Origin of the sequence: Streptomyces sp. NPDC059080 (genome assembly GCF_042739975.1) — a bacterium.
GTDB classification, from domain to species: Bacteria; Actinomycetota; Actinomycetes; order Streptomycetales; family Streptomycetaceae; genus Streptomyces; species Streptomyces benahoarensis.
Map to the genome: position 1 here is coordinate 1 of NZ_JBHYGX010000009.1, position 18,269 is coordinate 18,269.

Genomic DNA, 18,269 nt, shown 5'->3' on the forward strand with positions numbered 1-18,269 from the left:
GCGGGCGGCCCCGGCCCCCCCCCCCCGGGGCGCCCCCCGCCCCCCCCCCGGGGGGGGGCGGGCCCCCCCCCCCCCCGCCGGCGGCCCCCCGGTCCGTTTCCGCGCGCCCGCCCGTGACCTCGGCGGACCCGCGGCGGGCGCCCACGTAGGATCCGCATGTCAAGGTCAAGGATCTGCCGGACGGACGGTGGACGTGCGGCGATCGGGGTGGCATCAATGAGGCTCTGCTTCCTGGTGGAGGAGCAGTACCGCCATGACGGGATGCCCCGGGAGGTGATCGCCCAACTCGGCGCCTGGGGACACGCGGTGGACATCATCCGGCCCGGCCGCGCCCTGCTGCCGCTGACCTCCGCCCTCACCGCCGGCGACCACGACGCGTGGGTCCTCAAGACCGTCTCCGGCGGCCCCGGCCTCACCCTGCTGGAGGCCGCCGCCCATACCGGCCTGACGACGGTCAACGACGTCCGGGCCATCCGCGGCGTCCGCGACAAGGCACTCGCCGCGGTCATCGCCCGCACCCACGGCCTGCCCGTCCCGGTGACGTACGCGGCCGCCCGCGCCGAGGAGTTCGCGCGGATACCCGAGGCGGAGTTCCCGCTCGTCGTCAAGCCCGCCGACGGCAGCTCCGGCCGCGCCGTCCGGCTGGTCCGCGACCCGGGCGAGCTGACCGCCCCCGGCCCGGGCCACGAACCCGTCACCGGACTGCTGATCGCCCAGCCCTACGTCCCCAACTCCGGTACCGACCTCAAGGTCTACAGCGTCGCCGGGGAGCTGTACGCCACCGAACGCCGCTCCCCGCTCCACCCCGGGCACGCGGTCCGCGAGCGGCACGTCCCGCTCTCCGCCGAGGTCGCCCGCATCACCGCCGAGACGGGCGCCGCCTTCGGCCTCGACCTCTACGGCGTCGACGTCCTGTACGGGCCCGACGGCCCGGTGGTCGTCGACATCAACGACTTCCCCAGCTTCCGTCAGGTCCCGGACGCCGTCGCCCGGGTGTCCGCCGCCGTCCTCCGCCTCGCCCGGCGCGACCCCGGCACCCTGACGCCCCCGCCGCTTCCGGTCCCGGTCGCCGTTCCGGCGCAGCCCGCGGCCCGCTGACGGCGGGTCCGGCCGCGGAGGATCCGTACCGGCGCCGCGGTCTGCGGAATTGCGAAAGTTCGCAATTGATTAGATGCTGTGTTCGCCATATGTGTTGTGCCCACAGGGAGCCGCGGGCACAGCTGTCCGCGTCCGCCGCCCCGTGGGGCACCACCGGGAAGGCCCAAGGTCGTGTCCGATCCGCTGTTCCAGGCCGATCCGCTGTTCCAGGCCGGGGCCGCGCCCGCCCGGGCCCGGCGCCCCGTCCGGACACCGCGGCCGCAGCCCCGGGAGGAGCGGTGATCGCGGGGCTGGAATCGCTGCGGCAGCGGCACGTGCTGACCCTGCCCACCGTCCCGGCCGCGGTCCGGGTGGCGCGGGAGACCGCCGAGCAGGTCCTCGCGGAGTGGCACATCGGCCCGCACCATCCGTCCGTCGGCCCGGCGCTGCTGATCCTCGCCGAGCTCGTCACCAACAGCGTCCGGCACGCCGCGCCGCTCTCCTCGCAGCTCACCGTCGTCTACGCGGCCCGCCGGGACTGTCTCGCCGTCGCGGTCCACGACCGGCACCCCTATCTGCCGACGCTGTACGGCGCGACGGTCGGCAGCGGCGACGGCGGGCTGGCCACCGTCATGGAACTCACCCTCGGTCTGGGCGGCACCGCCGGGGTGCTGCCGGACGTGGACGGCCGCGGCAAGACCGTCCGGGTCTGCCTGCCGCTGTGAACCGGGCCGCGCCGCGGGGCGTCGTACGCCCGGCTCTGGCCCGCCTCCGGTGACCCGCGGGGTTGATAATCTTGGCGATCGCCGAGGTCACCACCGTCGGCCTCCGGTGGCTTCGGATCCCGCGCACGTCGGCCGCCCGTCACCGCGCGGGAGGAGGAGAGCCGATGTCGTCGACGAGCGGACGGACGCCGTACGCCGCGGAGGGTCCGGCCGGGCCGCCCCGCCGCGCCGGGGCGGTGGGGGCGCGATGAGTACGCCGCTGTACCAGCTCAAGGCCGAGTTCTTCAAGACGCTGGGGCATCCGGCGCGTATCCGTGTCCTGGAGCTGCTGAGCCGGCGGGAGCATGCGGTGGCGGAGCTGCTGCCCGAGGTCGGTCTGGAACCGGCGCATCTGTCGCAGCAGCTCGCGGTCCTGCGGCGGGCGAATCTGGTCACCACCCGCAAAGAGGGCTCGACCGTCCACTACTCCCTGGCCAACCCGCAGGTCGCGGAGTTGCTCAGGGTCGCCCGGACGATCCTGACGGGCGTCCTCGCCGGACAGGCCGAACTCCTCGCCGACCTGCGGGCGACCACGGACGACACCCCGACGCCGTAGCAGGGCCGGTCGAGGGTGCGGACGAGGCGGCGCGCACCGGGTGCCACAATGCCTCCATGAGCACCAACGTATTTTTCGACATCACCATTGACGACCAGCCCGCGGGCCGCATCATCTTCAAGCTGTACGACGACGTCGTGCCGAACACCGCCCGCAACTTCCGTGAGCTGGCCACCGGCCAGAACGGCTTCGGCTACGCCGGTTCCGGCTTCCACCGCGTCATCCCGGAGTTCATGCTCCAGGGCGGCGACTTCACCAACCACAACGGCACGGGCGGCAAGAGCATCTACGGCGAGAAGTTCGCCGATGAGAACTTCCAGCTCAAGCACGACCGGCCGTTCCTGCTGTCGATGGCCAACGCCGGCAAGAACACGAACGGCTCGCAGTTCTTCATCACCACCGTCGTCACCTCCTGGCTCGACGGCAAGCACGTCGTCTTCGGCGAGGTCGTCGAGGGCCAGGACCTGGTGACCCGCATCGAGTCCCTCGGCTCGCAGAGCGGTGCCCCCCGCTCCAAGGTCACCATCGCCGAGTCCGGCGTCGTCGCCTAGCAGCACCCGCACCACCGAGGGGCCCCGCCGCCCCGCGGCCGAGCGCGCCCGCCGGCCCCCCCGCGCGGGCGGCGGGGGGCGGGGGTGCGGGGGGGGGGCGCGGCCGGGGGCGCGGCGGCCCCGGGGGGGGGCCGCGCGCGCGCCCCCCCCCCCCCCCGCGGGGCCCCCCCCCCCCCCGGGGCCCCCCCCCCCCGCCCCCCCGGGGGGGGCGGCCCCCCGCCCCGTTTCCGGGGCGGAACACGTCGATCTGCGGCCGGATCACAGGTGACGGTGACAGGAGCGGAGATTTCCGCGTCAACGGTACGACGGCGGGGGCCCCGGCGCGCGGTGGGCGGGAACGTGCGGTGGCGAGGCCGGGTTCCCGGCCCGTTCACGGGAGCGGACCCCACAGGATGGCGGCCTCGCGGGAGAGGGACCAGCATGTCCCGTGGCGTCCCGGCGGCCCCCGCGTCGTACCGCGGGCGCCGGGCCCGGCGCCGCGATGGCGTCCGCCGCCTGTCCGCTTTCCTGTCCGCTTTCCTGTCCGTCGGTCCCGACCGTGAGGTGTGCTCCATGTCGAAGCCTCCGCTGCCCGAAGCAGCGACCGCCCTGCTGGCGAAGGCCAATCCCGCCGTCATCACGACCCTGCGGCCGGACGGCCAGCCCGTCTCCACGGCCACCTGGTACCTCTGGGACGACGGCCGCGTCATGGTCAACATGGACGAGGGCCGCCGACGGCTGGCGCATGTCCGCGACGATCCCCGGGTGACGCTCACCGTGCTCGACGAGGGCAACTGGTACACCCATCTCAGCCTCATCGGCCGCGTCGCCGAACTGCGCCCGGACGAGAATCTGACGGACATCGACCGGCTGGCCCACCAGTACCTCGGCACCCCGTACCCCCGGCGGGACCGGGCCCGCGTCACCGCCTGGATCGAGATCGACCGCTGGCACGGCTGGGGGACCCTGAAGGACAGCTCGCAGGCCGGTTGACCGCGCGGCGCCGGACTCCCTTCGGGCACCGGCACCGGCGGGTGGCGCTCCGTCAGGTCACGCCGGTCCCGGCGGCTCCGCCGTCTCCCGGACCCTCGGGGCCCGGTCGTCCACCTCGTGGGTGAGGCGGTTCACCACCTCCACCACGCCGTCGACGCTCTCGCACAGCCGCACCGCCACGACCACCAGGCTCCGGCGCGCCAGGGTGCCGCTGAGCGTCACCGTGCCGTCCGAGACCTCCACGGTGACGGCGGACGGCGGGACGCTCAGCGTGCGGGTCAGCACGTCCTCCAGGATCTCCTCCTGGATCGCCCGGTCGCGCCGCAGGAAGAGCTGGACGAGGTCGCCGCGGCTGAGCACGCCGATGAGCAGCCCGTCCTCGCCGACCACCGGCAGTCGCTTGACGCCCCTATCGTCCATCAGCCGCGCCGCCCGGATCGCGCTCCACTGCGGGCGCGCCACGACGGCGGGGCTGGTCATGAGCGAGGCGGCGGTGTTCGACGGGCTCCGGTCGATGTGCCGCCGCAGCAGATCGGCCTCGGAGACGACGCCGAGCGTCCGTCCCGCCTCGTCCACCACCGGTACGGCGCTGATGTCGTACTCGTCGAGCAGCCGCGCGATCTCACCGAACGCCGTGCCGGGTTGCACGGCGACGGCGCCGGGCGTCATCAGATCGGCGACACTGCGGTGCCTCATCGTATTCCCGTCCCTCCCGATATCCGCCCCAACGGGATATCTGCGGTCCATTGTCGCGCGTCCCCCGGAGCCGTCGGCCGGCGCCTCCGGAACGGGCCCGCCACCGGCCCGGACGGCGGTCGCCTCAGCCGACGGCCGTGACGAAGGCCACCAGGGCGATCAGTGCGGCGCACACGCTCAGGTTGACCGCCTTGTGCTCCCAGAACACCGCGACGAACTCCCGGAGGGTGGCGCTCGGCCAGAAGTACTTCGCGGTCGGCGATCCCAGCACCTGGCCCTCGACACCGGCCTGACGGGCCGTCATGGCGGCGCGGAAGGCGGGGACGTCACGGTGGCCGCGCCGGGGGGCAGGTGGCTCGCCTTGCCGAGGAGCCAGCCCGACAGGCTGAGGAGCGTCAGCCGAGCAGGACCGCGTGACGGAAGCGGCGGCGGTCCTTACGCACGCCGAGGCAGCGGAGCGCGAAGAGGAGAAGGGTCATGATCATGGCCGAAGTATGCAGGGGTGAACCGTCGTCCGGCCGCCCGGTGCGGTGGGGGGCCGATCCGCGACGGGGCAGGTCAGGGGGGTGTTAAGGGCGCGCCGCGGGGCGCGCGGCGCGGCCGTCGGAGAGGTCCGGGCGGGCCGGGCCCCGGGGCCGTCCGGCCCTAGCCGGACGCCGGTCGTGGCGCGAGCGTGGCAGCAGGCCACCTCGGAGCCGGAAGGCGGTGGGGACGATGGAGCTTCCCGTGGTGGTGGGCGTCGACGGTTCCGGCGCGAGCCTGGCGGCCGTGGACTGGGCCGTCGACGAAGCCGTACGGCACGGCCTTCCGCTGCGCCTCGTCCACGCCTCGCTGTGGGAACGGTACGAGGGCGTGGAGCCGGACCCGGCCGCCGACCGGCCCTCGGAGCAGGTGCTCGCCGAGACGATCGTCGCCGATGCGGCCGGACGCGCCGGGCTCCGCGCGCCCGGCCTCGCCGTCACGGCGGACGTGGCCGCCACGGACGCGGCGGGCGCGCTGCTCGACGCGGGGCAGGAGGCCAGGGTCCTGGTCGTCGGTTCCCGCGGGCGGGGCGCGGTGGCCGGTCTGCTGCTCGGCTCCGTCAGCCTCGTCACCGCCGCCCGCGCCCACTGCCCGGTCGTCGTCGTACGAGGGGACCCCTACGCCTTGGAGGGACGCCACGGGCGGGTCCTGCTGGGCGTCGGCGACCACGACGTGGACTCACCGGCCGTGCGGTTCGCGTTCCGCGAGGCGGCGGTCCGGGACGCGGAACTCGATGCCGTCCGCGCCTGGCGGCGGCCGCTCCACGAACCGGCCGACCACCCGCTGCTGGCCGGTGAGCCCGGCGCGTACCACGCGCAGCGCGCCGCGGAACTGCTCGACGAGGCCCTGGCGGCCGCGGTCCGCGACCACCCCGGGGTACGGCTGCGCAAAAGCACCGTCGAAGGGACCGCACGCCGGAGGATGACCGCGCGGTCGGCCGCCGCCGATCTGCTGGTTCTGGGGGCACGGCGCGGCGGCGGCGTCTTCGGGCGGGAGTTCGGCGGGGTCGTCCACCGGGCGCTGCACCACGCGGCGTGCCCGGTGGCCGTCGTCCCGCAACGGCGCCCGGCCGCCACCGAGGAGGAGCCGTGAGGACCGCCGACCGCGTCCCGGGTGCGGGCCCGGGCGGCCGGGCGGTGGCGGGGAGCGGGACATGAACGACGTCCTGGTCGGCGTCGACCCCCATGAACTGTCGGTCCCGGCCCTGGTGTGGGCCGCCGACGAGGCCGCGCACCGCGCGGTGCGACTGCGGCTGGTCACCGTCGCGCCGCCGCTCAAGTACGGCGCGTTCACCCGCCGGAGTGCCCTGCTGATCCGTGCGCAGTCGGCCCTGGCGACGGCGGAGGACCTGGTACGGGAGCTGCACGCCGGGCTGTGGACCGCGACGGAGTTTGTCGACGGGGCGCCGGTCGTGGTGCTGCGGGACCGGACGGCGGGCGCCGCGCTCGCCGTGATGGGGTCGCGGCGCCTGGGCAGGGTCGCCGAAGTCCTCGGCGAGGCGTCGGTGGCGGTCCCGCTGGCCGCGGGCGCCCACTGCCCGGTCGTGGTGGTCCGCGATCCCGAGCGCCCGGCCGTCCATCCCCCGCTGGTCGTCGTCGGCGTGGATGGCGGCCCGGGCTGCCGGGCGGCCATCGGCTTCGCGGTGGCCGAGGCGGCCCTGCGCGAGGCCCGGCTCCGGGCGGTCTGGGTGTGGCCCGGCCCGCTCCCCTCCCACGAGGACGCCGCCGAGGCCCTGGCCGACCGCCGCCGCTCACTGGCCGAGGCGGTCGCAGGCTGGGCCGAGCGCTACCCGGAGGTCCCCATCGAACAGCAGGTCGTACGCGGCCGTCCGGTCGAGGAGCTGAGCCGGGTCTCGTATGCCGCCGTCGCGGTGGTCGTCGGCCGCGGGAGCCACGGCGGGCGGTGCGGGGGGCGGCTCGGGTCGACGGTGCACGGGGTGTTGCACCGTGCGGCGTGTCCGGTGGTGGTGGTGCCTCCCCTGGAGACGTGAGCCGGTGAGCCCTCATGGGCCCGGCCCGGTCGTCAGCTCGCACCGGACGTCCACCACGCCCTCCACGGCGCGGGTCAGGCGGGCGGCCAGGGGGACGATCGCGCTGTCGGAGACCTCGCCGGAGAGGGTCACGACCCCGGCGTCGACGGCGACGCCGATCCGGTGGTGCGCGCGCGGGAACAGCCGCTCGACGACATCGCGGCGCACCTCGGCCGCGAGGTCCCGGTCCGGGCGGAGGAACACCTTGAGCAGGTCGGCCCGGCTGACGATGCCCCGGAGGGCCCCGTGTTCGTCGACGACCGGCAGCCGCTTGACATGGTGGTTGGCCATCAGGCGGGCGGCCTGGGGCAGGGACGCCCCGGCGCCGACGGTGACGGCGGGCGCGGCCATGAGGTCCTCGGCCCGGCGGGAGCCCGCCTTCGCGGTGGCGTCGAGGCGCCGCATCTGCTCGACCAGCCCGGGGCGCTGGTCGTGGAACTCCTCCTTCGCCAGCAGATCGGCCTCGGACACCACGCCGACGACCCGGTCCTCTTCCTCCACGACGGGCACGGCGGTCACCTTCCAGCGGGCCATCGCCGCGACGATCTCCTTGAAATCGGCGTCGCGGCGGACGGCGACGACCTGCCGCGTCATCACGTCCGAGACGGTGAACGGTTGGGGGGTCATGGGCTTTCCTCACCGTGCGGAGGGGCGGGGCCGCTGACGGGAAGCGGAGTGGTGGGGCGGCGGGACCCCTGCCCGGCCGGTCGTCTCCCGGCAGGGCGGCAGGGTGGGGCGCGGCCTCCGCGGCACGCTGGCCGGACTCCACCGGGCGCGGACTCCGCGGCACGCTCCCCGTGCGCTCCCACCGTCTCCCTTCAGGCTCGTCCGCGCATGCCGGGCCCGGTAGGGCCGCGCAGGTCGCCTCGCGGGGGCCGAACGCCCCGTGCCGAGGGGCGGCCGCTCCCGGTTGCGGCTACGGGTGCTGCCCGGGCGGCCGGCCGTCCGGGTACCGGCCTCGTCCCGGGACCCGCTGCCCGTCGTCCTCCCCGGTGACCGGCGGCGCACCGTCGCACCGGGTGAGGAGCGCTGGTTCCGGCGGTGAGAGCGGCCCGGGCGAGATCGACAGGAAGGCCGCGCGGGCCCGGACTACGGTGAAGGTGGGCTCGCGCGCGTGCGGAGGTGGCGATGGGTCCCAGGGACCCGCGGCGGACGAGCAGGATCCCGCGGCTACGGCTCGACGAACTGCTGGACGAACTGCGGGTACGCATCGACGAGGTCCGCGGCACCCGGGACCGGCTCGACAAACTCCTCGACGCGGTCATCGCCGTCGGGGAGGAGCTGCAGCTGCCCGAGGTGCTGCGCGGCATCGTGGAGGCGGCGGTGACGCTGGTGGACGCCCGGTACGGCGCGCTCGGCGTCATCGGCGACGACCGGAAGCTCGCGGAGTTCGTCACGGTCGGCATCGACGACGGCCTGCGGGCCCGCATCGGGGAGCTGCCCTTGGGCCACGGGCTGCTCGGCGAACTGATCCGCGACCCGCGGCCACTGCGCCTGTCCGAACTCTCCGAGCACCCCGCCTCGTACGGCATCCCGCCGCACCATCCGCGGATGCGCTCGTTCCTCGGGGTGCCCGTCCGCGTCCGCGACGAGGTCTTCGGCAATCTGTACCTCACCGAGAAACGCGGCGGGGACGGCTTCGACGAAGAGGACGAGGCCGTGGTGACGACGCTCGCCGTCGCCGCCGGTTTCGCGATCGACAATGCCCGCCTCTACGAACAGGGCAGACTCCGGCAGCGCTGGCTGGCCGCCGGTTCCGATCTGACCCGCGCGCTGCTGTCCGGGGCGGGGGAGGCCGAGGTCTTCGACGGCATGCTGGAGCAGGCCGTGGACATCGCGGACGCCGACACCGGGGTCTTCTACCTCGTCGGGCCCGGCGGCGAGGTGCGCGGTTCGCTGGCCCGGGGCGAGCGGGCGGCGGACCACCGGGACGTGACGTTCACCGCCGGCGAGGGGACGCTGCCGGCGGCCGCGCTCTGCCGCGATGGTCTGGTCACGGTGGCGGACGCGGAGCACGACGAGCGGGTCACGGCGCAGCCGGACCGCTGGCCGGGCTCCGGTCCGGCGGTGGCCGTCGCGGTCGGGACGAAGGAGCGGCTGAGCGGGGTGCTGATGCTCGCCCGGCGGCGCGGGCGCCCGCCCTTCACCCGTGCCGAGGTCACCCCGCTCCCGGGCTTCGCCGAACAGGCGGCGCTCGCCCTCGAACTGGCCGGCCGGCGCCGCGATGCCGAACAGGTGAACCTCCTGGAGGACCGCGACCGGATCGCCCGCGACCTGCACGACCTGGCGATCCAGCGGCTCTTCGCGACCGGGATGACGTTGCAGAGCGCCCGCCGGTTCGTGGAGCATCCGGAGGCGGCGGACCGGCTGGCCCGGGCGATCGATGATCTGGACGCCACCATAAAGATCATCCGCTCGACCATTTTCGGCCTCCGGGAACACGACCGCCCCGACGCCGCCCCGAAGCTCCGCAACCGGGTGGTCAAGGCGGTGGACGCGGCCGCGCCGGCCCTCGGGTTCGCGCCCGCCCTGCGGATGGAGGGCCTGCTCGACACGGAGGTGCCGCCCGGGGTAGCCGAGGAGGTCATCGCGGTTCTCGGCGAAGCGCTCGCCAACGTGGCCCGCCATGCGCGGGCGAGCCGGGCGGAGGTGTCCGTCGTGGTCGGCGGCGAAGACGGGGCACTGACGGTGACGGTGGGCGACGACGGCACCGGCATCCCGCCGGACGTCGCCCGCAGCGGCCTGCGCAACCTCGCCGAACGGGCCGACCGCCTGGGCGGCTCCCTCACCGTCCGCGCCCGGCCCGCACCCGCCGGTGGCACGGCGCTCACCTGGCGCGTTCCGCTGGCGCCCGAGGGCGGGTGAAGACGGCTGAGGACGACTGAGGATGACGACTGAGGGTGGCGCTATCCGTGGCCGGAGCGGTGGCCGCGGGCCGAGTCGTACCCGCGGGCTGGTGAGGGCTCCCCCGTTGGGGAGTGCAGCGGGGGGCGCCCCGGGGACTGCGCGGGGCCGTGCCCGTGAGGCTGTGCGTGCCCGTGAGGCACGTGCTCGTGAGGCTGCGCGTGCGCATGGGCCTGGGTGGCGAGAACCGCGGCCTGGACGCGGCGTTCGACGCCCAGTTTGCCCAGCAGCCGGGAGATGTGGTTCTTGACCGTCTTCTCCGACAGATGCAGCCGGGCGGCGATCTGCCGGTTGGTGAGCCCTTCACCGATCAGCTCCAGTACGGCCCGCTCCCGCTCCGACAGCACGGCCAGCCGCTCCTCCTCCGGCGCCTTCGCCGCTCCGGGGCCACGTAGCGAGCGCATCAGCCGCGCGGTGGTGGCCGGGTCCAGCATCGACTGCCCGGTGGCCACGGTCCGTACCGCCGAGACGAGGTCGGCGCCCTGGATCTGCTTGAGCACATAGCCCGCGGCCCCCGCCATGATCGCGTCGAGCAGGGCGTCCTCGTCGTCGAACGAGGTCAGCATCAGGCACGCCAGCCCGGGCATCCGTGAGCGCAGCTCCCGGCAGACGGTGATCCCGTCGCCGTCGGGAAGGCGGACGTCCAGCACGGCGACGTCCGGCCGCAGCGCCGGCCCGCGGGCCAGCGCCTGGTCCGCGGTCGCCGCCTCCCCGGCGACCTCCAGGCCGGGCTCGTCATCGATGAGATCGCGCAGCCCCCGGCGGACGACCTCGTGGTCGTCCACGAGGAAGACGCGGATGGCCGCATCGGCGGTCGGTGTATCGGACATGACGCCCCCTGCGAACGGTGCGGACCTACCCGTATTGTCCGCCATCTCCCGTTCCGGGATCGGATCGGAACCGGCGCCGGGGTGAGCCGTTCGGCGGTACGCGGTGGGGGGCCGTCGTACCGCGGGTGGGGTCCGACCGGCCCATGTGCGGTACAGGCGGCCCGGCGGACGCTGGGCGAGTGGGCAGGGACCCTTCCTGAACGAAAGCATCCGCCCGCACACAGCGGACGCCCGGCAAACCGACAGGAACCCTCCCTGAACAAAAGCCCCACACACGCGGAAGCCGCGAAGGGAAGCGCACCCTGCCCGGGGCCGCACCCGCCGGTACCCGCGAGAGGAGGCGCACCATGACCGACCAGGAACGCGCTCCCGGCCCGGTTCCGCGCCCGACGGGCAGCGATCTCGGGCGGCGGGTGAAGTTCCGCCGTGAGCACCTCGGGCTGACCCGGGAGGAGGTCGCGGCCCGTACGGCGGCCTCGCCCCGGTACCTCCGCCATGTGGAGGAGGACCCCGCCCAGCCAGGCACCGCCTTCCTGCTGCGGCTCGCCGATGCGCTGGACACCACGTTGGCGGAGCTGGTGGGCGGGACCGTCGAGTTTCCCCCGGGGCTCGCAGGGGCCGCGGCCCGCCCCGAGGTGCTGGTGCTCGACACCGCCGCCTGCTGGGCACACCTCTCGACGCACGGCGTCGGCCGACTCGCGGTCACCGTCGACGACGCCCCGGCGCTCTTCCCGGTGAACTACACCGTCGCCGACGGGAAGATCGCCTTCCGCACCGCCACGGAGTCCGGACCGGCCGCGGCCGCCGGGCACCGGGTCGCATTGGAGGTCGACCACCTCGACGAAGCGTGGAGCGAGGGCTGGAGCGTCCTGGTCGTGGGCCCGGCCCGGACGGTCACCGACGCCGCCGAGGCCCACCGGCTGACGGCGGCCGCCCGCTCCAGCCCCTGGGTAGGCGCCCGCCCGCTCTGGATGGTCCTCGACCCGGAGCGCATCACCGGCCGCCGGATCCGCGCCACGGGGTTCTCCGCACCGGCCACCTTCTGACGGCGGGCGAAAGGCCACGGGCGTAGGGCGGCGGCCACGGGTGCGAGGCGGCGTACGGCTGACGCCGGGCGCGGGGTGGCGGTACGGCCATGCGCCCCGGCCCCCGCCCGTACCGCTCGCTTTCCTCAGCGGCGCCCGCCGCGGCATGAGCCGGTCGGCCCGCCGACCGGGGCCGAGGCAGGGACCAGCGGCCCTGGTGCGGGCGGGCCGCACCGGCGACCCTGGAGGAAACCGGCCGTTCGCCGTCCGCTCCGTCCGGGAGGTGCCGGTGTCCGCTCCCCACCTAGACGAAACGCTGGTCAGGGCCCTCGTCGCTGACGCCGTCACCGCGCCGTCCCAGCACAACGCCCAGCCCTGGCACTTCCGCTACACCCGGGCCGACCACACGTTGTCCCTCGACGCCGACCCCGACCGTGCCCTGCCGCAGGCCGACCCCACCGGCCGCGGCCTCCACCTGGGCTGTGGGGCCGCGCTGTTGAACCTGCGGGTCTCCGCGGCCCACGCCGGGCTGCATGCGGCGCCCGCGCTCCTGCCCGACCCGCGACGGCCCGCCGCCCTCGCCGCCGTACGCCTCGACGCCTCCGCCGAACCCGTGGAGGAGGACCTCGCCGGTCTCCACGAGGCGATCCGCGCCCGGCACACCAGCCGGCTGCCGTACACCGACCGGGAGATCCCGCCGCCGGTCCGCGCCGCGCTGCTCGCGGCCGCCGCGGCCGAGGGGGCGTGCCTGACCTTCCTGACCGGCCCGCACCGCGAGACGGTTCTCGACCTGATCACCCAGGCCGAGGGCTACAACCGGCTGGACGAGTCCCGCGACGCCGAGCAGCGCCACTGGACCCACGAGACCGCGGCCGCGCCACCGGCCGACGACGGCATCCCCGACTACGCCTTCGGCCCCCGCTCGCCGGATGCGACGGCGCCCGTCCGGGACTTCGCCGGGCGGCGCGCTCAGCCCGGCCGCGCCTACGCCACGTTCGAGCGGCATCCCCAGCTCGCGACGTTGAGCACGCCGGGCGACGCCCCGGCCGACTGGCTGCGGGCAGGGCAGGCGCTGCAACGCGTCCTGCTTCGCGCCACCCGCCAGGGACTCGTCAGCTCCTTCGCGACCCAGCCCGTCGAATGGCCGGACCTGCGCTGGATCCTGCGCGATCCGGTGTCCGGCACGGGCCACGTCCAGATGATCCTGCGCCTGGGCTACGGCCCGGAGGGCCCCGCGACGCCGCGGCGCCCCGTGAACCAGGTGCTGACGATCACGCCCTGACCGGGCAGCGTCGGGCGCAGGCGCCACGGAGGGAACCGTCCGCCCCGTCCGAGGAGGAGCCATGGAACCGGAAGTGATCACCGTCGGGCTGGACGGTACCCGCGAGAGCCTGGCGGCGGCGCGGTGGGCAGCCGGTGAGGCCGACCGGCGGCACGCCGTGCTGCGCCTGCTGCACGCCTGGATCCTGCTGGCCCAGGGCCCCGAAATGCCCCCGGAGCGCGACCGGAACGCCGGTGCCCGGCGCGTCGTCGAACAGGCCCTGGACGAGGTACGCGCCGACCACCGGGGACTGCGGGTCATCGAGGACCTGGTGGCCGCCGAGGCCGTACCGGCGCTGCTGCGTGCGGCCGAGGAGTCGCGGCTGCTCGCCCTCGGCTCCCGGGCCCTCACGGCATGGGAGAGCTACGTTCTCGGCGACATCAGCCTGGAGGTGGTCGGCCGGGCCGAGCGCCCCGTCGTCCTGGTCCGGGAGGGCTGGTCCGGGCGGCAGCCGTTCCCCGGAGCGGAGGGCGAGGACATACCGTCGCCCGCGCCGCACGTCGTCGTCGGGATGAGCCTGAAGGGCCCCTGCGACGCCCTGCTGTCCTTCGCCTTCGACGCCGCCGCGCGCCGCGGCCTGCCGCTGCGGGCCGTGCACGGGCGGGCCCTGCCGGTCACCGCCTACGCGCCCTGGGGCGCCGACCCCGAGGCCGCCGGGGAGATCGTCAAGCAGGGCGAGGACGCGCTGCGGGAGGCGGTACGGCCCTGGCGGGAGCGCTACCCCGGGGTGGAGCTGGGGCTGACGGTGCGGCCGGAGAGCCCCACCCGGGCCCTGGTACGCAGCGCGCCCGGGGCCGTCCTGCTGGCGGTCGGCCGGCGGCGGCACCGCGCCCTCGTCCCGCGCGTGGGGCCCGTCGCGCACGCCGCGATGCACCATGCGCCCTGTCCGGTGGCGGTGGTCCCCGAGGAGGGGCCGGCGGCGTGACGGGCGGTGCCCGCCGGGTGTGACTTCCAGGAGGCGGCGTTCCGCGTCGATCTGGCCGAGTACGCCGACCGGCTGGACGCACGGCGCCTCAGCTGCCGCTCCCGTCCCCCGGCGCGTCCGGCTTCTCGGTCAGCAGCCGCGTACGGAACAGATCGAGGACCTCATCGAGCGCGGTGCGGGTCGGCTGACCCGGTTCGTCGATCAGATGCTCCGTCACGACGGAGTGCGGCGCGGCGACGGCCTGGGGGTTGGCGTCCGCGTCGTCCAGTTCGACGGCGATGAACGCGTCCCCCAACTCGCGGCGCAGCGCGGCGAACCGCTCCCCCGGCACGAAGCGGTCCCCACGGAACCGCATGCCGAGCACGCGCAGATCGCCGCGCGCGCAGCGGTCCTTGACGACGGCGAGCTCCGCCGGGGATATGTCGATGGTGTGACGGCGCTCCGCGGTGACCGGCAGCGGCAGCGAGGGCTGGGAGAGGACGGGGGCGAGCAGCCGCTCATCGGTGGCCATCGCGAGCGCGAAACCACCGGTGGCACACATGCCGATCGCCCCCACACCGGGGCCGCCGCACCGCTCGTGCTCCTGGGCGGCCAGCGCCCGCAGCCAGCTGACGACGGCGGAGCTGCGGCCGGTGGCGAACAGCGTGAACTCCCGGCTCACACACAGCTTCAGGAAGGTGGACCCCACGTACGCACGGGCCCCCCACCGGCCGTGCGCCGACGGGTGGGGATCGCGTCCGGGGGTGCCGAACAGGACGGGCAGGACGGCGGTGCAGCCGATGGAGGCCACCCGCTCCGCGAACTCCAGGACCTTGGGGGTGATGCCCGGCATCTCCGACATCACGACGACGGCGGGTCCGGTGCCGCGGCGCAGCACCTTCCGGGTGACGCCGTCGTGCGTGAAGGTGGTGCGCTCGAATCCCGCGAGCCCGTGATCCGCCATGGTCGTCTGCCCATCCGATTCCGTCGCCGATACCGCGTATGAGGAACCGCGCCCCGAGGGGCGCGTGCCCCCGACGGTGCCAGCGGGCAGCCGCCCGTGTCCCCGTTTTCCCGTTTTCCCGGTTTCCCGGTTTCCCGGTTTCCCGGTTTCCCGGTTTCCCGGTTTCCCGGTTTCCCGGTTTCCCGGTTTCCCGGTTTCCCGGTTTCCCGCGCCTGTGACGCACGCCACGTGGCCGCGGCCTCCGGCGTACGGGACCACGACACGCGCGCCGGGCGCCGCCCCGTGCCCGGCGGGCCGGGAGACGATGCCCGTCAGGGTCCGGCAGCGGCGCCGGGACCTGCCGGGAAGGCGGGCGATGGGCGCAGAGCGAAGCGGCGGGCACGGACGGGCCGGGGCCCGGGGCGGCGGGGTGCTGGAGCAGCCGAACCTCGTCGCCCCGGCGGATGTCCCCTCGCTGTCCGCGCGGTTCTGGGTGCTGGTGGTGGCCACGGGCGTGCTGGCGGGACTCGCGGGCGCCGCCCTGATGGCGCTGCTGTACGCGGTGGCCCATCTCACGTACTCCTACCGGTCGGGGAGTTTCCTGGCCGCGGTCGAACGGGCGGGCGCGGACCGCCGGGTGGTGGCGCTGGCCGTCGCCGGGGTGGTGGCCGGGACCGGCTGGTGGCTGCTGCGGCGGTGGACGGGGCCCGGCGGGCCGGAGGTGAGCACGGCGCTGTGGCGGGACGAGGGGCGGCTGCCGCTGTGGCGCAGTCTGGGCACCGCGGTGCTGTCCATGGTGATCGTGGGCATGGGCGCGTCGCTGGGCCGGGAGGCCGCGCCGCGGCTGGCCGGTGCGGCGCTCGCGTCCCGGCTGTCCGACTGGGCCCGTCTCGGCACCGCGCACCGCAGACTGCTGGCCGCCTGCGGCGCCGGGGCGGGCATGGCCTGTGTGTACAACGTGCCGCTGGGCGGGGCACTGCTCACCCTGGAGGTGATGCTCGGCGTCCTGTCGCTGCGGCTGGTGCTGCCCGCGCTGGCCGCCTCGTGCCTGGCCACCGCGGTCTCCTGGACCGTGCTCCCGACCGGGCCGACCTACCGGCTGCCCGAGGTGCCGCTGTCCGCGTCGCTGCTCGTGTTCGCCCTGGTGATCGGCCCGTTCGCCGGGCTGGTCGCGGTCGGCTGGGTGCGGCTGATCCGCATCGCGCACGGACGCCGGCCGACGGGGTGGGGGCTGCTGGTCGCGCCGCCGCTGGTGTTCACCGCGGTCGGCGCGCTGGGCGTGCCGTACCCTCAACTCCTCGGCAACGGCAAGGACATCGTCCAGCTCACCTTCGGCGCGCAGTTCGGCGTCGCCACACTGGTGGCGCTGTTCCTCCTCAAACCGCTCGCCACCGCGGGCAGCCTGGGCAGCGGCGCCAGCGGCGGGCTCTTCACCCCGACCCTCGCCACCGGTGCGCTGCTCGGTTCCCTCGCCGGGCAGAGCTGGGCGCTCGTCTGGCCGGGCCCGGCCGCGGGCTTCGCGATCATCGGCGCCGCCGCGGTCCTCGCCGCCGCCATGCAGGCACCCGTCGCCGCCGTCGTCCTGGCCCTGGAACTCACCCGCACCCTCGACGCCCTGATGGTCCCCCTGCTCTTCGCGGTCACCGGCGCCGTACTCATCTCCCGTCGGCTCGACACGCCTTCGCTGTACTCGGTACGGCTGCCTGCCCAGTGATCCGGGGCGTAGGGCCGCGGGGCCCGGCGCCGGCCCCGGCCGCGCCGTCGCTCGCCGGGCGACCGTGACGGAGCGCCGCCCGCTGCCCGGCGTGGCGCGACGGCACCACCGGCGCCACCCGGTAGGACACTTCCCCATGGACGACCACACCGGGCAGAAGCCGCAGCGGGGCGAGCGGAGCGGCTGGTACAGCGCCGGGGTGGGCGGCGTCGGTGCGGCGAGTTTCTTCAGCGACGCCGGGCACGAGATCGCGACCGCGGTGCTGCCCGGCTTCCTCACGTCCACCCTGCACGCGTCCCCGGGCGCGCTCGGTGTGGTCGAGGGCGTCAGCGACGCGCTGACGGGGATCGCCAAACTGGCGGGCGGCCCGCTGGCCAACTCCCCGGCGCGCCGGGCCCGGATCGTCACCGGCGGCTACCTCGGCACGGCCCTGGCCACCGGCGCCCTCGGCCTCGCCACATCCGTATGGCAGGCCGGCGCGCTGCGCGCCACGGCGTGGGCCTCGCGGGGGATCCGGTCACCGGCCCGGGACGCGCTCCTGGCCTCCCTCGCCCCGCGCCACGCCTACGGGCGCGCCTTCGGCCTGGAGCGGGCCGGGGACAACCTCGGCGCCGTCGTCGGCCCCCTCCTCGCGGCGCTGCTGGTCTCCCTCGTCGGCATCCGCACCACGCTCTACTGCGCGGCCCTGCCGGGGCTGCTCGCGGCGGTGGCCATCACCTTCGCCGGTCGTGAGGCCCGCCGCACCCTCGCGGAACCGTTCGCCCGGCGCCGTATCCGGCTCCGCCTGGGCGCACTGCGGCGCGCCGGGATGGCCCGTGCGCTGCTGCCCGTCGCGATGTTCGAGGTCGGCAACATCGCCGTCACCCTCCTCATCCTGCGCGCCACCCAACTCCTGCACCACGGCGCCCGCGACCTCGCCGCCGCCACCTCGCTGGCCGTCCTGATCTACGCGGCGCACAACGCCCTCGCCGCCGCCGTGGCCTATCTCGGCGGCCACTGGATCGACCGGGCGGGCCCCCGCGTCGCCTTCGCCACCGGCGGCGTCCTCTATCTGGCGGCGTACGGCATGTTCGCCGTTCCCTGGCACGGCTGGCCGCCGCTGCTGGCCGCCTTCGTGCTGGCGGGCAGCGGCATCGGGCTGGTCGAGACCGCCGAGTCGACCCTGGTGGCGGGGATGCTCCCGGACGCCCTGCGCGGCAGCGGCTTCGGCCTGCTCGGCCTCGTCCAGTCCCTCGGCGACTTCGCCTCCTCGGCCGCCGTCGGCCTCCTCTGGACGGCCTTCGGCCCGGCGGTGGGCTTCGGCTACGCGGCGGCGTGGACCGGTGCCTCCGCCCTGGCGGTGTGGGCGACCGGACGAGGACGGCGGTGGGCGATGCCGGGGGGGGGGGGCGCGGGGGCCGGGGGACGGGCGGGGGGAGGTCCCGCGCGGGGCCCCGGCGGCGCGCGGCGGGGGAGGCCCCG

The 18,269-nt window shown here is 75.5% G+C and carries 16 protein-coding genes and 2 pseudogenes; 13 read left to right on the plus strand and 5 right to left on the minus strand.

From position 1 onward, the window contains the following. Positions 1–216: 216 nt before the first annotated feature. From ACFWWQ_RS09615 to ACFWWQ_RS09635, 5 genes are all read left to right on the plus strand, one after another. Positions 217–1,098 carry a RimK family alpha-L-glutamate ligase gene (locus ACFWWQ_RS09615; RefSeq protein ID WP_384592832.1) on the plus strand — a complete coding sequence of 294 codons (882 nt, stop codon included), beginning with the start codon at positions 217–219 and terminating at the stop codon, positions 1,096–1,098. A 278-nt stretch (positions 1,099–1,376) separates the two neighbouring features. Continuing rightward, positions 1,377–1,802: an ATP-binding protein gene (locus ACFWWQ_RS09620; protein ID WP_384592835.1), complete on the plus strand. Its 426-nt coding sequence runs from the start codon at positions 1,377–1,379 to the stop codon at positions 1,800–1,802. 247 nt (positions 1,803–2,049) lie between these two features. Next, on the plus strand, positions 2,050–2,397 hold the full coding sequence (locus tag ACFWWQ_RS09625; RefSeq protein ID WP_384592838.1) for an ArsR/SmtB family transcription factor: 348 nt from the start codon (positions 2,050–2,052) through the stop codon (positions 2,395–2,397). Between the two features lie 56 nt (positions 2,398–2,453). Beyond that, positions 2,454–2,948 carry a peptidylprolyl isomerase gene (locus ACFWWQ_RS09630; RefSeq protein ID WP_384592841.1) on the plus strand — a complete coding sequence of 165 codons (495 nt, stop codon included), beginning with the start codon at positions 2,454–2,456 and terminating at the stop codon, positions 2,946–2,948. 552 nt (positions 2,949–3,500) lie between these two features. Further along, positions 3,501–3,920, plus strand: a complete 420-nt coding sequence (locus ACFWWQ_RS09635; protein ID WP_384592844.1) for a PPOX class F420-dependent oxidoreductase — start codon at positions 3,501–3,503, stop codon at positions 3,918–3,920. Between the two features lie 57 nt (positions 3,921–3,977). On the opposite strand, the gene ACFWWQ_RS09640 is transcribed toward ACFWWQ_RS09635, so the two are convergent. After that, a complete protein-coding gene (locus tag ACFWWQ_RS09640; RefSeq protein WP_384592847.1) occupies positions 3,978–4,616 on the minus strand; it encodes a CBS domain-containing protein in 639 nt (212 codons plus the stop codon). Between the two features lie 124 nt (positions 4,617–4,740). Further along, positions 4,741–4,935, minus strand: a pseudogene (locus tag ACFWWQ_RS09645) (YdcF family protein); the annotation flags it as partial. A 395-nt stretch (positions 4,936–5,330) separates the two neighbouring features. Here ACFWWQ_RS09645 and ACFWWQ_RS09650 point away from each other — a divergent pair. Further along, positions 5,331–6,230: a universal stress protein gene (locus ACFWWQ_RS09650; RefSeq protein WP_384592850.1), complete on the plus strand. Its 900-nt coding sequence runs from the start codon at positions 5,331–5,333 to the stop codon at positions 6,228–6,230. A 61-nt stretch (positions 6,231–6,291) separates the two neighbouring features. Next, on the plus strand, positions 6,292–7,128 hold the full coding sequence (locus ACFWWQ_RS09655) for a universal stress protein (protein WP_384592853.1): 837 nt from the start codon (positions 6,292–6,294) through the stop codon (positions 7,126–7,128). Positions 7,129–7,140: 12 nt separating this feature from the next. Here the strand turns inward: ACFWWQ_RS09655 and ACFWWQ_RS09660 are convergent, their stop codons facing one another. Continuing rightward, complete coding sequence (locus ACFWWQ_RS09660; RefSeq protein ID WP_384592856.1) at positions 7,141–7,794, minus strand: CBS domain-containing protein; 654 nt, start codon at positions 7,792–7,794, stop codon at positions 7,141–7,143. A 501-nt stretch (positions 7,795–8,295) separates the two neighbouring features. Between ACFWWQ_RS09660 and ACFWWQ_RS09665 the strand changes: the two genes are divergently transcribed. Then, positions 8,296–10,032 (plus strand): GAF domain-containing protein, encoded by a 1,737-nt coding sequence (locus ACFWWQ_RS09665; protein ID WP_384592859.1) that lies wholly within the window; start codon positions 8,296–8,298, stop codon positions 10,030–10,032. A 194-nt stretch (positions 10,033–10,226) separates the two neighbouring features. On the opposite strand, the pseudogene ACFWWQ_RS09670 reads toward ACFWWQ_RS09665, so the two are convergent. After that, positions 10,227–10,901: pseudogene (locus tag ACFWWQ_RS09670) on the minus strand (response regulator); the annotation flags it as partial. Positions 10,902–11,248: 347 nt separating this feature from the next. On the opposite strand from ACFWWQ_RS09670, the gene ACFWWQ_RS09675 reads away from it, so the two are divergent. The 3 genes from ACFWWQ_RS09675 to ACFWWQ_RS09685 all read left to right on the plus strand — a co-directional run bounded on the left by ACFWWQ_RS09675 (position 11,249) and on the right by ACFWWQ_RS09685 (position 14,172). Continuing rightward, positions 11,249–11,947 carry a helix-turn-helix domain-containing protein gene (locus tag ACFWWQ_RS09675; RefSeq protein WP_384592862.1) on the plus strand — a complete coding sequence of 233 codons (699 nt, stop codon included), beginning with the start codon at positions 11,249–11,251 and terminating at the stop codon, positions 11,945–11,947. Between the two features lie 268 nt (positions 11,948–12,215). Then, a complete protein-coding gene (locus ACFWWQ_RS09680; protein WP_384592865.1) occupies positions 12,216–13,208 on the plus strand; it encodes an Acg family FMN-binding oxidoreductase in 993 nt (330 codons plus the stop codon). Between the two features lie 61 nt (positions 13,209–13,269). Beyond that, on the plus strand, positions 13,270–14,172 hold the full coding sequence (locus ACFWWQ_RS09685) for a universal stress protein (protein WP_384592868.1): 903 nt from the start codon (positions 13,270–13,272) through the stop codon (positions 14,170–14,172). 88 nt (positions 14,173–14,260) lie between these two features. On the opposite strand, the gene ACFWWQ_RS09690 is transcribed toward ACFWWQ_RS09685, so the two are convergent. Next, positions 14,261–15,115, minus strand: a complete 855-nt coding sequence (locus ACFWWQ_RS09690; protein WP_384592871.1) for a dienelactone hydrolase family protein — start codon at positions 15,113–15,115, stop codon at positions 14,261–14,263. Between the two features lie 355 nt (positions 15,116–15,470). On the opposite strand from ACFWWQ_RS09690, the gene ACFWWQ_RS09695 reads away from it, so the two are divergent. Both ACFWWQ_RS09695 and ACFWWQ_RS09700 read left to right on the plus strand, forming a co-directional pair. Beyond that, positions 15,471–16,808 (plus strand): chloride channel protein, encoded by a 1,338-nt coding sequence (locus ACFWWQ_RS09695; RefSeq protein ID WP_384592874.1) that lies wholly within the window; start codon positions 15,471–15,473, stop codon positions 16,806–16,808. 136 nt (positions 16,809–16,944) lie between these two features. Next, positions 16,945–18,269 (plus strand): MFS transporter (locus tag ACFWWQ_RS09700; protein ID WP_384592877.1); only part of this gene is annotated, 1,325 nt, incomplete at its 3' end.

Coding starts and splice junctions, on each gene's coding strand:
- ACFWWQ_RS09685 (WP_384592868.1), top strand. CDS start 13,270: ATGGAACCGGAAGTGATCACCGTCGGGCTGGACGGTACCCGCGAGAGC.
- ACFWWQ_RS09625 (WP_384592838.1), top strand. CDS start 2,050: ATGAGTACGCCGCTGTACCAGCTCAAGGCCGAGTTCTTCAAGACGCTG.
- ACFWWQ_RS09660 (WP_384592856.1), bottom strand. CDS start 7,794: ATGACCCCCCAACCGTTCACCGTCTCGGACGTGATGACGCGGCAGGTC.
- ACFWWQ_RS09635 (WP_384592844.1), top strand. CDS start 3,501: ATGTCGAAGCCTCCGCTGCCCGAAGCAGCGACCGCCCTGCTGGCGAAG.
- ACFWWQ_RS09615 (WP_384592832.1), top strand. CDS start 217: ATGAGGCTCTGCTTCCTGGTGGAGGAGCAGTACCGCCATGACGGGATG.
- ACFWWQ_RS09690 (WP_384592871.1), bottom strand. CDS start 15,115: ATGGCGGATCACGGGCTCGCGGGATTCGAGCGCACCACCTTCACGCAC.
- ACFWWQ_RS09640 (WP_384592847.1), bottom strand. CDS start 4,616: ATGAGGCACCGCAGTGTCGCCGATCTGATGACGCCCGGCGCCGTCGCC.
- ACFWWQ_RS09630 (WP_384592841.1), top strand. CDS start 2,454: ATGAGCACCAACGTATTTTTCGACATCACCATTGACGACCAGCCCGCG.
- ACFWWQ_RS09650 (WP_384592850.1), top strand. CDS start 5,331: ATGGAGCTTCCCGTGGTGGTGGGCGTCGACGGTTCCGGCGCGAGCCTG.
- ACFWWQ_RS09655 (WP_384592853.1), top strand. CDS start 6,292: ATGAACGACGTCCTGGTCGGCGTCGACCCCCATGAACTGTCGGTCCCG.
- ACFWWQ_RS09695 (WP_384592874.1), top strand. CDS start 15,471: ATGGGCGCAGAGCGAAGCGGCGGGCACGGACGGGCCGGGGCCCGGGGC.
- ACFWWQ_RS09675 (WP_384592862.1), top strand. CDS start 11,249: ATGACCGACCAGGAACGCGCTCCCGGCCCGGTTCCGCGCCCGACGGGC.
- ACFWWQ_RS09665 (WP_384592859.1), top strand. CDS start 8,296: ATGGGTCCCAGGGACCCGCGGCGGACGAGCAGGATCCCGCGGCTACGG.